The 15,742-nt window shown below is 57.9% G+C and carries 13 protein-coding genes; 6 read left to right on the top strand and 7 right to left on the bottom strand.

Translation table 11 applies throughout. From position 1 onward, the window contains the following. Positions 1-38: 38 nt before the first annotated feature. Positions 39-488: a PH domain-containing protein gene (locus HMPREF1292_RS05330; RefSeq protein ID WP_023019040.1), complete on the top strand. Its 450-nt coding sequence runs from the start codon at positions 39-41 to the stop codon at positions 486-488. Then, positions 485-2,065, top strand: a complete 1,581-nt coding sequence (locus HMPREF1292_RS05335; protein ID WP_023019041.1) for a PH domain-containing protein — start codon at positions 485-487, stop codon at positions 2,063-2,065. The genes HMPREF1292_RS05330 and HMPREF1292_RS05335 overlap by 4 nt, the downstream gene beginning before the upstream one ends. Here HMPREF1292_RS05335 and HMPREF1292_RS05340 read toward each other — a convergent pair. Then, entirely contained in the window at positions 2,062-2,532 is a 471-nt protein-coding gene (locus HMPREF1292_RS05340) for a tRNA (cytidine(34)-2'-O)-methyltransferase (RefSeq protein ID WP_023019042.1), read from the bottom strand. The genes HMPREF1292_RS05335 and HMPREF1292_RS05340 overlap by 4 nt on opposite strands. Positions 2,533-2,555: 23 nt before the next feature. On the opposite strand from HMPREF1292_RS05340, the gene HMPREF1292_RS05345 reads away from it, so the two are divergent. From HMPREF1292_RS05345 to HMPREF1292_RS05355, 3 genes are read left to right on the top strand one after another with little or no spacing between them, the layout of a single operon-like run. Next, positions 2,556-3,407, top strand: a complete 852-nt coding sequence (locus HMPREF1292_RS05345) for a bifunctional methylenetetrahydrofolate dehydrogenase/methenyltetrahydrofolate cyclohydrolase (RefSeq protein ID WP_126856375.1) — start codon at positions 2,556-2,558, stop codon at positions 3,405-3,407. After that, positions 3,397-3,813, top strand: a complete 417-nt coding sequence (locus HMPREF1292_RS11585; RefSeq protein WP_023019044.1) for a DUF3017 domain-containing protein — start codon at positions 3,397-3,399, stop codon at positions 3,811-3,813. The genes HMPREF1292_RS05345 and HMPREF1292_RS11585 overlap by 11 nt, the downstream gene beginning before the upstream one ends. Before the next feature lie 58 nt (positions 3,814-3,871). Further along, positions 3,872-5,254, top strand: a complete 1,383-nt coding sequence (locus HMPREF1292_RS05355) for a GntP family permease (protein ID WP_027017568.1) — start codon at positions 3,872-3,874, stop codon at positions 5,252-5,254. On the opposite strand, the gene HMPREF1292_RS05360 is transcribed toward HMPREF1292_RS05355, so the two are convergent. From HMPREF1292_RS05360 to HMPREF1292_RS05385, 5 genes are all read right to left on the bottom strand, one after another. Next, positions 5,241-5,762 carry a gluconokinase gene (locus HMPREF1292_RS05360; RefSeq protein ID WP_021351873.1) on the bottom strand — a complete coding sequence of 174 codons (522 nt, stop codon included), beginning with the start codon at positions 5,760-5,762 and terminating at the stop codon, positions 5,241-5,243. The two genes, HMPREF1292_RS05355 and HMPREF1292_RS05360, sit on opposite strands and share 14 nt — an antisense overlap. Before the next feature lie 29 nt (positions 5,763-5,791). After that, a complete protein-coding gene (locus tag HMPREF1292_RS05365) occupies positions 5,792-6,895 on the bottom strand; it encodes an SWIM zinc finger domain-containing protein (RefSeq protein WP_023019046.1) in 1,104 nt (367 codons plus the stop codon). Between the two features lie 93 nt (positions 6,896-6,988). Continuing rightward, positions 6,989-7,744, bottom strand: coding sequence for a TetR/AcrR family transcriptional regulator (locus HMPREF1292_RS10485; protein WP_023019047.1), 756 nt, complete (start codon positions 7,742-7,744; stop codon positions 6,989-6,991). Then, positions 7,737-10,139: an MMPL family transporter gene (locus HMPREF1292_RS05375; RefSeq protein WP_023019048.1), complete on the bottom strand. Its 2,403-nt coding sequence runs from the start codon at positions 10,137-10,139 to the stop codon at positions 7,737-7,739. Before HMPREF1292_RS05375 ends, HMPREF1292_RS10485 begins: the two co-directional genes overlap by 8 nt. Before the next feature lie 174 nt (positions 10,140-10,313). Then, positions 10,314-11,432, bottom strand: coding sequence for a homoserine O-acetyltransferase (locus HMPREF1292_RS05385; RefSeq protein WP_023019049.1), 1,119 nt, complete (start codon positions 11,430-11,432; stop codon positions 10,314-10,316). A 242-nt stretch (positions 11,433-11,674) separates the two neighbouring features. Between HMPREF1292_RS05385 and HMPREF1292_RS05390 the strand changes: the two genes are divergently transcribed. Then, complete coding sequence (locus tag HMPREF1292_RS05390) at positions 11,675-13,027, top strand: amino acid permease (protein WP_023019050.1); 1,353 nt, start codon at positions 11,675-11,677, stop codon at positions 13,025-13,027. A 314-nt stretch (positions 13,028-13,341) separates the two neighbouring features. Here HMPREF1292_RS05390 and HMPREF1292_RS05395 read toward each other — a convergent pair whose 3' ends face one another. Continuing rightward, complete coding sequence (locus HMPREF1292_RS05395; protein WP_023019051.1) at positions 13,342-15,558, bottom strand: NADP-dependent isocitrate dehydrogenase; 2,217 nt, start codon at positions 15,556-15,558, stop codon at positions 13,342-13,344. Between the last annotated feature and the right edge of the window lie 184 nt (positions 15,559-15,742).

Consider the following 15,742-nt stretch of genomic DNA (forward strand, 5'->3'; position numbering starts at 1 on the left):
TGCGCAAGGCTGCACAACGAAAGGTAACCTGGGTTGCCATGAACCCAGTGTCGAGGAAACTGATCAAAGCGCGTTATCTTTCAGGTCTGCCCTGGGCCGTATTATTTATTGGTGGCTCCATCGCAGCTGCCGTGTTCTGGAGCAGTTGGCTGTGGATCGCCACCGCCGTCATCGCTGCCTTCGTCCTCTTTCGCATCTGGCTCATTCCACGGCAGGTAAAACTGCTTGGCTGGAAAGAAACCGACGACGAACTTCTGATCACCCGCGGCAAAATCTGGCACACCTTTACCGTCGTGCCGTATGGGCGGATTCAATTTGTGGATGTTTCTGCTGGCCCCATCGATAAACTCTTTGGCTTAAAAAATGTAAAGCTACATACGGCTTCGTCTTCGTCCGACTCCGATGTCCCCGGGCTAGAAGCTGCCGACGCAGATGCATTACGTCAACGCCTGTCCGAAAAAGCCCGTGAGAGGATGAGCGGCCTATGAGTTCAGCAGAAAACCCTCAGCCGCACGATCAGCACCCCACGGCTTCGCACCCAACTGCCGCAGAACCAGCAGCCACACACCCACTGGCTGAGGCACAAACAAACCAGCAGCAGTGGCACCGAGTCCATTTCCTCACCCCGATCCTGGAATTCTGGTCGGTGTTGGTTGGTTTGGCCGTCATCATTTTCGTCAACATCAATTCGACGATTATCAACACGGTCTCCAGTTGGGCAGATGGCGAGATCCTGACCGACTTGCTCATTGGAACCGCGATTCTGCTTGGCATCGCGGTGCTCGTCGTGGGGCTATCGTATTTCTGGTGGCGAGCCATGGGCTTCCGGCTTGACAACGAAGAAATCGCGCGCAAAAAGGGCGTGTTTTCTACCCAAGTGCGCTCGGCACGGTTCAATCGCATCCAAGCCGTCGACATCGTCGAGCCGTTCGTCGCCCGCATCTTTGGCCTCGCGAAAGTCCGCGTCGAGACCGCCGGCGGCTCGGATTCTGTGATTGAAGTCGAATATCTGCGCAAAAAAGAAGCAGAACGCCTACGCGTGGAAGTTCTGCAGCGCGTGCGTGGTGAAAAATCACCCGAGCCTGATACCTCGCACCCAAGCATCACAGAGCCCGGTGCACCGGAAGCGACGCCAGTAGAAACCCCAGTCGGTGGTGCCGCGCAAACACACAAGCCTGGTCTCGCCCATCCGGCTCATTCGACTGACCAACCGAACCGCGTAATTATCCCGCCGATTCCCACCGGACGGGTGCTCGGCTCAATGGTGCTGCGTCCCAGCACCATGATCGCGGTTATCGTCGTGCTTTCTCAGCTGTTTACCGCTCTGAATATCTTCTCCAGTTTCGTCATCGTCCTTGCCGCCCTGGGCGCGTTGCTTGGCCACATCAACAATGCGTGGCAATTCACCGCCACGCTCAACGAGACCGGCGGGCCGAACAACTCGCCGTCCCTCGACATCGCGTATGGGCTCACCAGCAGGCGTCGGCAATCAGTGCCACTGAACCGCATCCATGCCGTCGAAATCCGCCAACCCGTCCTGTGGCGGCTGACCGGCTGGTGGATCGTGCAGGTAGATGTCGCAGGTTATGGCGCACTATCTGGCAAAGATTCCGGCTCCACGATGATCCTGCCCGTCGGCAGCAAACAACAGGCCCAACAGATTGCCACGCTGGTCACCCCGCTTGCCGACGAGCACCTCACCGAATTTGCCCGGCCAGACGGTTTCACCAGCCCCCGGTACACCTCGCCGAAGCAGGCCCGTTGGTGCTCGCCGATTGATTACAAACAACAGGGCGTCACGCTTGTCGACGACGCCGTGATCATCCACCACGGTTGTATCGGCCGGAGCGTTGCGGTTGTCGCCGAGCCGCACATCCAAGAGCTCTCGTTGCGCAGAGGACCGATACAGGCGCTGCTTGGTTTGCGCAGTTTACGCCTGGACCTGGTCGGCGGGCCAGTGAGCATGGTAGGCGCGGATCTTTCCCCAGACGATGCCGAGGAACTCCTGGAATACTTGCGCCAGCGCACGTTGCCAGAACTAGAACAGGCGGGGACTTTTCACTAGACCCCACCGGCAAAGCCGAGTTGCCGCCACGCCTCAAACACCGCGACGGCAGCAGAATTCGACAAATTCATCGACCGCCGCGCTGGCAGCATGGGGATGCGCACCTGCTCGGTTATCCGCGGGTGCGCTAGCGCCTCGGCAGGCAGCCCGGTGGGTTCTGTGCCAAAAAGCAAAATGTCGCCGTCTTGGTAGTTCACCTCAGTGTGAAAGGTGCTGGCACCAGTGCTAAAAGCAAACACCCGGCCGTCGCCAAGCGATTCCAAACACGCGTCCAAGTTGGGGTGAATCTGCAGATCTGCTAGATCGTGATAATCCAGCCCCGCGCGTTTCAAATGTTTATCGTCGAAATTGAACCCCAGCGGCTCCACCAAATGCAGGTGGGCCCCGGTTACCGCAGCTAAACGGATCGCGTTGCCGGTATTCGAGGGGATCACCGGATTATCAAAGACAACATGCAAATCGGCCATGGCAAGAGTCTAGAATGGTAGCCGTGACTGCATTGACATTGGATGGAAAACTCTACCGAGACGAAATCTTCGACGACTTGAAAAAGCGCGTCGACAAGCTACGCGACAAGGGCATTACCCCTGGTCTGGCCACCGTGTTGGTGGGTGATGATCCAGGCTCGCACAGCTACGTCAAAATGAAGCACCGCGACTGTGAAGCTCTGGGCATCAACTCAATCCGTCGTGACCTGCCCGGCGATATCAGCCAGGAAGAATTGCTCGCCGTCATTGATGAGCTCAACGCGGACCCAGCCTGTACCGGCTATATCGTGCAGTTGCCGTTGCCGAAGCACCTCAACGAGAACGAGGTGCTGGAGCGTATCGACCCCGAAAAGGACGCCGACGGCCTGCACCCAGTGAACCTGGGCAAGCTGGTGCTCAACGAGGACGCGCCTCTGCCATGCACCCCGAATGGTTGCATTTCGCTGCTACGCCGTTTCGACGTCGAGCTTGCTGGCGCAAAAGTTGTGGTGATCGGCCGTGGCGTGACCGTGGGCCGCCCAATCGGTCTGATGCTGACGCGTCGCAGCGAAAACTCCACTGTCACCCTGTGCCACACCGGAACCAAAGACCTGGCCGCAGAAACCAAAGCTGCTGATGTCATCATCGCGGCTGCCGGCGTGCCGCATATGCTCACCGCAGACATGGTGAAAGAAGGTGCTGCAGTGCTGGACGTAGGCGTTTCGCGTGTCGACGGCAAACTCGCCGGAGATGTGGCCCCCGATGTTTGGGAGAAAGCCGGTGCGGTCTCGCCCAACCCCGGCGGTGTGGGCCCGCTGACCCGTGCCTTCCTGGTGCACAACGTGGTGGAGCGCGCAGAATTGCATGCCGGATAAACCACACTCGCACCAGGCTGGGCGTCGCACTGGCCAACCAATCACTGGCGGTGCGCAATCCCTGACGACCCGCCAAAAGAAGGCAGACCGCAGCGGCCTGGCCAACCCACACGACCTGAACCTGGCTGCCTCCCGCGTGCCTGGTTGGATGCAATGGTCTGGCATGGCTGCGTTTATCGTGCTGCTGGCCGCCGCCGCGTGGTTTTTGTTCGCGGATCATTGGCGCCGAGCCACGTTTGCCCTGGGCGTGGCGATGCTCTGGCTGGCAGCACTGCGCCTGACCTGTGACTCTGCGAAGTTGGGCGTCTTTGCTGTGCGTTCGCGCCGGTTCGACGCCGCTTTCAGCGCTGTTGCCGGGGCAGCGCTGATGTTTTTATCCGCCTCAGTCGACGCACTGGGTAGTTAGTTGTGCGGTGCAGTTAGTTGTGCGCCGCAAATAGTAGAAAGTTGCACCAATGTCACCAATGGATACTTGGGAGCCCACACTGGGCACAGCACCGCTTTTAGCCATCGCCGCGGCAGCCGTCGCAACGATTTTGGTGCTGGTGATTTATTTCCGCATCCACGCGTTCATCACCCTGATCACCGTCTCCGCACTGACGGCCTTGGCGACGGGTATCCCATTAGCAGGCGTCGTCCCGACCATGACCGACGGCTTCGGCTCCACCTTGGCATCGGTGGCCTTGTTGGTCGGTCTGGGGGCGATGCTTGGTCGCTTGGTAGAAAACTCCGGTGGCGCGCAGTCGCTGGCGGAATTGCTGGTGCGTAAATTCGGCGAAAAGCGTGCCCCGTTTGCCCTGGGCGTGGCATCGCTGCTGATGGGCTTTCCCATTTTCTTCGACGCCGGGCTCATCGTTATGCTGCCGGTCATCTTTGCGGTCGCACGGCGCCTGGATGGCCCGATTCTGGCTTACGGCATCCCGGCAGCCGGCGCGTTTTCTGTCACCCACGTTTTCTTGCCACCGCACCCAGGGCCGGTAGCAGCTGCCGAATTCTACAATGCGGATATCGGGCTGATCTTGCTGTTCGGCCTGCTTATCGCGTTGCCGACGTGGTATATCTCTGGCTATGTGTGGGGGCAGTTCCTGGGCCGCAAATTCCCGCTGCCGGTACCTGATTTGCTGTTGGGCGCGCGCTCCGAGGCTCCGAAGAACCCGGCGGGTGCTGGTTCCGTCGCTACGATCCTGCTGCTGCCGATGCTCCTGATTTTCGGCAACACCGGCGCGAACACCGCCGCCACCGCAGGCTGGATCGACGGTGATTCTGGGCTTGTGCAGTTCCTACGTTTCCTCGGACAAACCCCAATCGCCCTGCTGATTACCGCATTCGCAGCCATCGCTGTGTTGGGATTGCGTAGGGGAGTAAGCCGCGAAGCCATTGAAAAATCCATGGACGGCGCGCTCGGTCCTATCTGTTCCGTCGTGCTGATCACCGGCGCTGGCGGCATGTTCGGTGGCGTATTGCGTACCTCGGGCATTGGTGACGCGCTCGCCGAATCCATGGAAGGCATGGGCATCCCGCTGATTCTCGCCGCCTACCTGATTGCTGCCGCACTCCGCGTTGCCCAAGGCTCGGCGACTGTCGCCTTGACGACGGCCGCAGCCCTGATGGCACCGGGCGTGGCTGCCGCGGATTACTCCGAAGTCGCGCTAGCACTGATCGTCTTGGCGACGGCCGCCGGTTCCGTCATTGCCTCCCACGTCAACGATTCTGGCTTCTGGCTGGTGGGTCGACTGATGGGCATGGATACCGCGACTACTCTGAAGACCTGGACGGTGAATCAAACACTGATCTCCGTTATCGGTTTCGCTCTGGTTATGGTGATCTACGGCGTCAGCGCGCTGTAATCCAGTCCTTCATTGCCTCCGCCACCAGGGTTGGTGGTTCGGCGACATCAAAACTCGCGCCGGGTTCATCGGCACGCAGCGGCTCCAAAGTAGCCAGCTGCGAGTCCAGCAAATGCGCCGGCATGAAATGCTTAGTGCGCTCCAGCATGCGTTGCTCCAGCAGTTCGCGTGAGCCTGTGCAGTGCACAAACACGGTGCCCGGGCACTCAGAGAGCAATACCTCGCGGTAGCTGTGCTTCAACGCGCTGCACGCAACGATCGCGCCGTGTTCTTGTTCGGCGAGCCAATTGCCGACGCGTCGCAACCACGGCCAGCGGTCGGCGTCGTCAAGCGGGATGCCGCTGGCCATTTTGTCGATATTGGCTTGCGGGTGAAAATCATCCCCGTCGAGGTAAACCAGCCCTAAAAGGTTTGCCAGTTCCGTGCCGACGGTGGTCTTCCCGCTCCCAGAAACCCCCATCACTACGATGTGATGGGGCAGTGGTGTATCCGGTGCATGTTCAGGCATGTTGGTGATCCTAACACCTGCCGGGAACCTCACTGGCGGCTGTGTTGTTGTGACTCAGCGTTGTTGTGTGGTGGCAAGCCCAAACTTGCTGCGTACGACGTAATCGCACTCGCTTGCGCCGGTGCTGCGATCGAGATGACGTCGCGCAGGTACGGCCACAGACGCGGGTGGTCTTTGCCGTAGTAGCCTTCTGCCAAGAACGCGAAATTCACGCAGTAGTCTATGCCCGCCTGCCCCAGTGCTTTCTCGGCAGCGTAGATGGGCAGACGTGGCGTAATATCTTCGCTGAAAAAATAGGTCCAGGTTATCCACCGCGCGATTTCCGCCCCAGCAGACGCATTCGCTGAGCTCACCACAGCCTTGGCCGCGGATAAATGCAGGGCAAGAGCATCGTTCAGCGTATTTTTCGCAGCCTCACATCCCGCCAGGCTCAGCGTACGGTTGCTGGCAAGTTGCTTTATGAATTCCTCGAGGTACGGAAGCATCAATTCTGTATGCCCATGGTCAAGGAAATGCCGAAAAATCACCATCATTTCTTCAAACCGAGCAGTTTGTTCGCGCTTGCCGACGCCCGCGTTCAGACTTGAGTGCGCACCAGCCCCAGATGGCGGGCTGCTTTCTGTCCACCGCGGCGGCAGAAAGCTCCCAATGGCTTTGCCAAGGTGATCTTCAAGAAACTCCGAAATGCTCACGGTCGTGCCAGTATGCGCCAAGACAAGTAGCTGTAGCGGGAGCTGGACCTGTGGTTCCCACTGAAAAATTTTCCGGAATGCACTAACGATTTCACTAGGGCTCGCGGTGTCGACGAAGTTTTCTAGGAAACGATCCTCAGACGCTTGAAATAATGCGATGCTGCGTAAACCGACGGCGACGCAGTGCTTGCACCATTGGTGCTGCACAGGGCAGGTGCAATAGGTGATGGGCGTTCCTTCGACCAGCTTGATGTGCACCTCATAGGGATGGATTGCCGATCCCTGCACGAAAGCTTTAATAGATTTGTCGGTCACTGTGTGGCCGGAAATTGCTGTGGAATCAATTTTTGATCCCTTGTGGAAGCTTCCCGAATCTGTGTGGGCGGCGATGTAAGTACGAGTAAGGAGGTTAATTAAATAAGACTGCTGTGGCAACGACATAACTTAAGAATAAGATGCTGCTGCACACAGCGGTCCACGATATCGAACTTGATTGCTAATCAATGAATCCTGACGTGGATAATTGCCGGACTATTAGTGAATCATTTTTAGTGCATCGAACGCGCGATCGAGTAAATAATTTAACTCAGGGCGGTTCTTTTCTTTAGTTGCTCCAGAGTCAGCGGAGCTGTCAACATCACGGCTGCGTGCCGACGACCGCGCAGCCGTGTATTCGTCGACTGCCGAGGCAATCGCGGCGCCGATCAACCAGTCGTACGTGTGGATGGTGAACTGATCGGCATTCGGCATCCGCGCGGCCAAAGCGTCGGCAAGCAAATGCGGGGACGTGTCGCCGTAGTCCTCCTCGAAAGCGTATTTTGCTGCACTAATATTTGGCATCGCCGCTACCTGCTGCACCACGTGCATTAACGCAACCATCGAGGACTGCTCGCCAGTGCCAGTGCTAGTGCTAGTTACAGTGACAGCACTAGTGTCAGCGCCAGCATCGGAATCCACAACAAACACCGCGCGGGCAGCTTCTACCACGGAATACTCGGCCGGAACCTGCGCGAAAGCCTCGGTGATTTCCGCGCCGTGCAAATGGATAAACCACAACAAGGCCTCTTCCATGGACTGGAAGTAGTTGTGAAATGTGCGGGGAGAAACCCCGGCTGTCTGGGCGACGTGGGCGACAGTCAGCGCCTCTGCGCCGTCGCGCAATAAGACGTGCGCTGCAGCTCGTACGATGGCCTCTTTGGTTTCAGCTTTCTTTTTCTCCCGCAGGCTGGTGTTGCTGGGGGAGCCTACGGTCTTGCTGCTGGTAGCACCATGGCCCGCGCGGTTAGTCATCGCTGGCCTGTTTTTCCGTGCGCGCCAACAGCTTCTCCTTGTCGTCTTCCAAAGCTTCGCCCTCGATATCCAGGCGCGGCAAAATCTTATCCAGCCATCGCGGGAACCACCAAGCGCTGTTGCCCAGCAGGTACATCGTGGCCGGAACCAGTGTCATGCGCACGATAAACGCATCCAACAGGATGGCGACCGCCAGCGCGAATCCCATGGTGCGGATGAACGGTTCGTCGAGAAGCATGAACGCCGCGAACACCGAAATCATGATCAGCGCAGCAGCAGTGACCACACGCGCGCCGTGTTTGAAGCCGTTCGCCGTTGCATTGCCAGCGGTCTTGCCGACGCGCACGAAATTCTCGCGCATGCGGGTGACCAAAAAGACCTGGTAATCCATGGCCAAACCGAAAGTCAGTCCGATGAGCATGATCGGCAGGAAAGACAAGATCGGCTGCGGATCGCTGACGATGCCGAACCCGCCTTCCTGGAACATGAACACCGTCAGGCCGAAGGTCGCAGCAACCGAGAGGGCGTAGCCGGCGGCCGCGATCAGCGGCACCAGGATGGAGCGGAATACCAGCACCAACACGATGAATGCCAGGCCCAGCACGATCAGGATATACGGGATCAAAATGCCGGTCAGCAGCTGCGAAATATCGTCGAAGATCGGGGCGATGCCGGTGATGCCGAATGACGCGTCGTACTGCTCAGCAAAGTGTGCCTGATTCTCGCGCAGACGCTCTAGGGTATCGGTGGTTTCCTCGTCGGTAGCACCCGTGGTGGGGGTGATCAGCATCTGGATGCCATCGGCTTCGGCAGTGGTATCTACCACCTGGGCATTGACGACGCCGTCGGTGGCGGTAAACGTCGTCATCGCTTCCTGCATCAGCTGTGGGCGCTGCTCGGCAGGGGTGTTGGTGGCGTCGATATACGCGAGCATCGGGGCGTTGCGGCCGTCCCCGAAGGCCTCGGAGGTCATCTCATAAGCGTTGCGCTGCGGGCTGCCGGGCGATTCCTGGCCCTCGGTGGGCATAGCAAGCTGCAACTGTGCTGCAGGAATGGCCAGAATACCCAGCATGACGACGCCAACCAGGAGGTTCAGAATTGGGCGTTTGCGAATCTGCCGCGCCCAGCGCAGCCCCATGGTGGGGTTGTCGTTTTCTGGGTCCGGAACCTTCGGGCCAGGGATGCGCAAGGCGAAAATCTTAGAGCCCAGCAACCCGACCATTGCGGGCAGGAACGTCAGTGCTACCAGCACGGCGAGTGCGACAGTACCTGCGGCGGCCAAGGCCATGGCGGTCAAGAATGGAATATCGATGATGCTCAGGGCAGCCAGGGCGATCAGCACTGTGACACCCGCGAAAATCACGGAACCGCCGGCGGTGCCCAGCGCCATGCCCATCGCGTGCGCGCGGGTGGGTTTGTCCAGGCCACGTAGCGTCTGGGCGAATTCCTTCGGCGATTGGTGCTGCGTCCCGGTCACGGTGATCAGCTCGTTGCGGAACCGCGAAAGGATAAACAACGAGTAGTCGATGCCCACGGCCAAGCCGATCATGCTGGCCAAAACCGGGGTCATGTCGTTGATAGCGTCGGTCAGCGCGGTGCCGGACATGACAATGAGCAGCCCGGTGGCAACACCGACGATCGCAGAAATCAGCGGGATACCGGCAGCGATAGCGGAACCGAAAGTCACCAGCAGCACGATGGCGGCAACGGCTAAACCGATCATTTCCGCAGTTGGGTCCATGCCCATTTCGCCCATGAAAGCGTTGCCAGAGTAGCCAGCCTGGAAGCCGGGCTGCTCATCGAAGGCGTCGACAAGCGAGGTGATGGCTTCGCGGTCTTCGGGGGCAATGGCCATGGCGGTTGCGGCATCGAAGGTTAGCGAGATGGTGCCGGTGTGCCCGTCTTCTGATAATGGCGAGATTGCAGCCAGGTCCGCCCGGATTTTTTCTTCCGGCATGCCCTGGGCGGCGAGTTGCTCACGCATCTGCTGTTCCATGCCCGCAGCCGCCATAACTGGGTTGACCACGGTCTCTGGGGTAGCGAGCACACCAGTGGCCTGCATATCGGCGACCAAGGCGTCGACTTCAGCCATGACCTCAGGGGCCGTTAGCGGGGCATCCTGTGATTGGATAACCACCGTGCCTTCGGGCGCGGAGACGAAATCCTGTTCCTCGGTGCCTTCGCCCTGGGCGGCTTTATCGCGTGCGAAATGCTCCTGCATGCGTTCTTGGGTGTCGGTGGAATCCATCGACGGCATGGAAAAGTTCGGCGAAGGTTGCTGGGCAACGGTGGAAACTACGATGCCTAAACCTGTGAGAACAATGAGCCAAAAGGCAAGAAAAGGCCAGGCGTGCCGGTAGGCGAGGCTACCGAGCCGGTAGAGGAAGCGCGACATGACAATCCTTTGCGGTGTACAGCAAATAAAATACTTGCACATGCTATGCAATATTGCAGTCGGTGTGCAAGTATTGCGCGGGGCTTATGTATTGCTGTGTGCTTATGGATTGTGTCGCGGGGGTGGAGGCTGGGATAGCCAAAATTGCGCGGGGCACGACCAGGGCGGGCAAGTTTAAATACTGTAGGGCTCCGGCAAAGACAACTTGAAGAACTTCCGGAAAATGCGATCTAACTGCCGGGTTTCCGTTAGGAACGCGTCGTGGCCAACCGGCGAGACAATCTTCGCCATACCCAAGAAGTTGCCAATATTCCGTGAGAGATGTTCCTGCTGGTGATACGGGTACAAAATGTCCGTGTCGACGCCAATGATCATTGTCGGCACGGTCGAACGTCCGAGGGCGCGATTGAGACCGCCACGCCCGCGCCCAATATCGTGCCGGTTAAGCGCCTCGGTGAGCGCGACGTAGGAACCGGCATCGAAGCGTTCCGACAGCTTGATGCCCTGGTATTCCAGGTAGCTATTGACCGCGAAGCGCTGGGTAGGGTCACGGAATTCGCCGAAGGGGTTTTCGCCTTCGTTCGCATCGGAGCCGAAGCGTTCGTCGATCTCCTGCTCGCCACGGTACGTCAGGTGTGCGATCCGGCGGGCGGCGCACAGACCTTCGAGAGGGTAGTCGTCGGTGTCGTAGTAGTCGCCACCGTGCCAGTTGATGTCGCGCTCAATGGCGGAAATCTGTGCGCACTGAATGCCAATCTGCCAACCAGAAGCACGGGCGGATACCGCCAGGATGCATACCGCATCCATCATTTCTGGGTAGAGTAGTGACCACTCGAGCGCGCGGGCACCGCCCATGGAGCCGCCAATAACGGCGTGGACCTTTTCCAACCCGAGCTTGTCGAGCAGCCGACGTTCCGCGGCGACAATATCCCGGATCGATACTGCCGGGAAGCGCGAACCCCATGCCCGGCCGTCGGAGGCAATGCTGGATGGGCCGGTGGAACCGTGGCAGCCGCCCAGCGCATTGACACAGATGAAGCACCAGCGCGAAGTATCGAGAGCTCGCCCGGGGCCGAGCAATTCACCCCACCAATCCGCGACGTCGGAGGAGCCAGTCAGGGCATGCTCGATCAGGATGACGTTATTGGGTCCGTCCAACTCACCCCGGAAAGCTCCAAAGACGTGATATCCCAGCGTGACCTCATCCATCATGGCGCCAGCTTCCGTGCGGAATTCGCCGATGCTGGCGTGGTTCAGCGTGGAGGTTGGGCCAAAAGGCGTGGTGTGAGGCATATCTGTCGCTTTCCGACGTGGACGGTAACTTGCTTCACACAGTCTAGATGAACAGAGCTGTCTACTTATAGAATTATATTCTGCTTCCGCGGCGGTGTTCGTCGGTAAGTCAGATGTAGCTGATGTAGTTGTGTTTCAGATCTGGTTTTTCATTCTTGTGATGTGGCTGACATAATGGTGTGGACTGCTCAACAATCTGTGATTATTAATAATCATTCTTGACGACGGAAAGGCTCCAGCTCGTGAGCGAAAAACACACTCCCGCTTCAGCGCAAACCGAAACCGCAGGCGGCCAAGGTACAGCTGGCGACCCCGGGACAACAACCGATCCTGGCCACGATCAGGACGTCCGTGGCGAAAAGCCCAACAATGCGAAATGGGCCCTGGCGCTGTTTGGTACTGCCGTAGGTGCCGGTATCCTTTTCTTACCTATTAACGCCGGTAGTTTCGGTTTCTGGCCGCTGCTGGTGGCCACACTCATGATCGGCCCCATGGCATTTCTGTCACACCGTGCCTACGCGCGCATGCTCAGTGGCTCCTCGCAACAAGGCCAAGACGTGCTGGAAGTGGTCACGGGCTTCTTCGGCAAAAACATCGGTATTCTGATCGCTCTGATCTACTGGTTCACGGTGTTCCCGATCGTCATGATCTACGGCATTTCCATCACCAACACCGTCGACAGCTTCATCCAAAACCAGCTGAACGGACCAGAAATCTCGCGCCCAATCTTGGCGACGCTCTGCGTTGGCTTGATGACACTCGGCTTCGCCTTGGGCCGCAACGCTGCGTTGCTAGTCGCGCAATTTGTGATCTACCCGTTGATCGTGGCGCTGGCCGCTGTCTCGCTGTATTTGATCCCGCAATGGGATTTCAGCTCGTTCTACCACTACAGCGCCGACGGTTTCGTCGCTAACCTCGGCGATATCATCCTGATCATGCCCGTGTTGGTGTTTTCGTTTAGCTTCCTGGCGGCAATTTCGCAGTTCGTGCTGGATACAGAGCGCTTTTACGGCGACGACGCCGAAAAGCAATCGTCGAAGATCGTCCTAATTGCTACCGCGCTGCTGACGGTTTTCACCATGTTTTTCGTCTGGTCTTCGGCACTCGCTTTGGGCGCTGATGGCATGGAGGAAGCCTACGAGCAGAACATTCCGGTGCTGTCTTATCTGGCAAACGAAACTGGCACGCAATTCTTGGCCTATATTGCACCAATCGTGGTTATCTGTGCGATCGTCTCGTCCTACTTCGGCCACCTGCTGGCGACGGTGGAAGGCACCCGTTACTTTGGCAAACTTGTGGCCCCAAGGCTCATGCGGGATACTAAACCACGCACCGTGGCCATTGCTATCTACCTGTTCGTTTTTATCGTGGTCACGGCCGTGGCGATCATCAACCCATCCATTTTGGACATGATCACCTTGATCGGTGGTATTTTCATGGGCTTCATGACTTACTTGCTGCCAGTGTGGGCCATCTACCGCATCGATGCGCTCAAGCGTTTCCGGCCGGTAGTCAGCAACTGGTTTGTGGTCATCATCGGTGTGGTTGTGATGGTCGGAACCTTCTGGGACGTGTTGCGCAACCTGGTGGGTTAAGCAAGGCTACGGGGCGTGGGTTCCGCGAAAGTCCAGGTGAAAACTTTTGTAGGCCGAAGCTAGTGGTGCGTTTTTACAAATAGGCGCGAAAAAAGCCCCTGTTTTGCTGCACTATTTGTAAAAATGCACCAAACCGCGAATAACCAAGCAGTATCCAGGCATTATCCAGCGCGTCATTATCCGGCCAGCACCAAACCGACACCACCCGGACACCAAAAAGCGCCCGAGGCAAAACCCTGCCTCGGGCGCTTTAAGCTTTAAATGTGTGTCTGCGCCGGATATCCGGCGCAGACACCGCAGCTACTCGTGAGGTTTTACTTCTTCAGATCTTCCATCAGCTGGTTATAGGTAGCCGATGGGCGCATGACCTTGGAAGCCTTGTCGTCGGATGGCTGGAAGTAGCCACCCAAATCAGCGCTGTCGCCCTGAACTTCCATAAGCTCGGCATCGATCTTGTCAGCAGCTTCGGAGAACTTCTCCGCGATTGGGGCGAAGTGCTCAGCCAGCTCAGAATCCTCCGACTGTGCTGCCAGTTCCTGAGCCCAGTACATCGCCAGGTAGAAGTGAGAGCCACGGTTGTCGATTTCGCCTACCTTGCGGGAAGGCGACTTGCCCTCGTCGAGAAGCTTCTCGGTGGCCTTGTCCAGCGTCGAGGCCAAAACAGAGGCCTTCGCGTTGTCGTTCTTGGAAGCCTCGTGACGGAAGGACTCCGCCAACGCCAGGAATTCACCCAGGGAGTCCCAGCGCAGGTGGTTTTCTTCCAGAACCTGCTGCACGTGCTTCGGAGCGGAACCGCCAGCACCGGTCTCGAACAGTCCGCCGCCAGCCATCAGCGGAACTACCGATAGCATCTTCGCGGAAGTACCCAGCTCCAAGATCGGGAACAGGTCGGTGTTGTAATCACGCAGCACGTTACCGGTTACGGAGATGGTGTCCTCACCGTTGCGCATGCGCTCGACGGACTTCTTGGTGGCAGAGACCGGATCCATGATGGTGATGTCCAAGCCCTCGGTGTCGTGATCTGCGAGGTACTTGTTCACCAGCTTGATCAGGGTGGCGTCGTGGCCGCGGTTTTCATCCAACCAGAAGATGGCTGGCATGCCGGAAGTACGCGCACGGGAAACAGCCAGCTTGACCCAGTCCTGGATTGGCTCATCCTTGGTTTGGGTGGCGCGCCAGATATCGTTTTCTTCCACGTCGTGGGAGATCAGAACCTCACCGGCGCTGTTGCGCACCTCGACGGTGCCTGCAGAAGGGATCTTGAAGGTCTTGTCGTGGGAGCCGTATTCTTCGGCCTTCTTGGCCATCAGGCCCACGTTTGGAACGGTACCCAGGGTGGTTGGGTCGTACTGGCCGTTCGCCTGGGAATCCTCGATGACGGTCTGGTACACACCGGCGTAGGAAGAATCCGGGATGATAGCCAAGGCGTCCTGGGTTTCGTCGTTCTTGTTCCACATCTGTCCGCCGGTCTTCATCATCGCAGGCATGGAAGCGTCCACGATGACATCCGAAGGCACGTGCAAGGCGGTGATTCCCTTGTGGGAATTGACGTAAGCCAGCGGGGCGCCGTCTTCCTGCGCCTTGTCGAAGGCCTGCTTGATCTCGTCGCCGTTGTCCAGCTTGTCCAGGTTTTCCAGGATATGGCCCAGGCCGTTCTCGCCATTCAGCCCGGCTTCGATCAGCTCTTCGCCGTACTTCTCAAAAACTTCGTGGAAATACGCACGTACCACGTGGCCGAATAGAATCGGGTCGGAGACCTTCATCATGGTGGCCTTCAAGTGAGCCGAGAACAGAAGGTTATTTTCCTTGGCGTAAGCGACCTGCTCGCGCAAGAAATCATCCAAGGCTTTCGCAGACATGAAGGTGGCGTCGACTACTTCGCGGTCTTCAACCTTCAGACCTTCCTTCAGTACCTTTTCGGAGCCGTCGGCGGCCTTGAGGACAAACTTCAATTCGTCGTCGCCGTCGATGATGACGGACTTCTCGTTGTGTGCGAAGTCGTTGGCATCCATGGTGGCCACGGCGGACTTGGAATCTGCTGGCCAGTCCTGCATGGAGTGCGGGTGCTTCTTGGTGAAGTTCTTGACAGCCTGTGGTGCGCGGCGGTCAGAGTTGCCCTCGCGCAGCACTGGGTTTACGGCAGAACCCTTCACCGAGTCATAGCGGTTGCGGATGTCTTCTTCTTCGGCGTTAGCGGGCTTGTCTGGGTAATCAGGAACGTCGTAGCCGCCTTCCTGGAGTTCCTTGATGGCGTTCTTTAGCTGCACGAGGGAAGCTGAGATATTTGGCAGCTTGATGATGTTCGCTTCTGGCTTCTGAGCCAGTTCGCCGAGTTGTGCCAGGGCGTCGTCCATTTTTTGCTCTTCAGTCAAACGCTCTGGGAACTGGGAGATGATACGACCAGCCAGGGAGATATCGGCGGTTTCAACATCAATATTCGCGGTGGAAGCAAAAGCCTCGACTACTGGCTTCAATGAGTAGGTTGCCAGCAGAGGGGCTTCGTCGGTACGGGTCCAAATAATCTTCGCCATCTCAGACTCCTTAAAATTTTCGTCACTAAAATGTCGCGGTACCAGGTTACCTACAAAAGCAATCGTCTGCCGTAAAGGCCATAAAGATTGTCAGCCATAAACGCCATGAAGATGACCCAACACCGTGTGTTGTCGTGGCGCATAACACACAACAAACGGGAAACTAGGCACCTGCATGTTTTTC

The sequence above is a fragment of the Corynebacterium sp. KPL1995 genome (assembly GCF_000477935.1).
GTDB classification, from domain to species: Bacteria; Actinomycetota; Actinomycetes; order Mycobacteriales; family Mycobacteriaceae; genus Corynebacterium; species Corynebacterium pseudodiphtheriticum.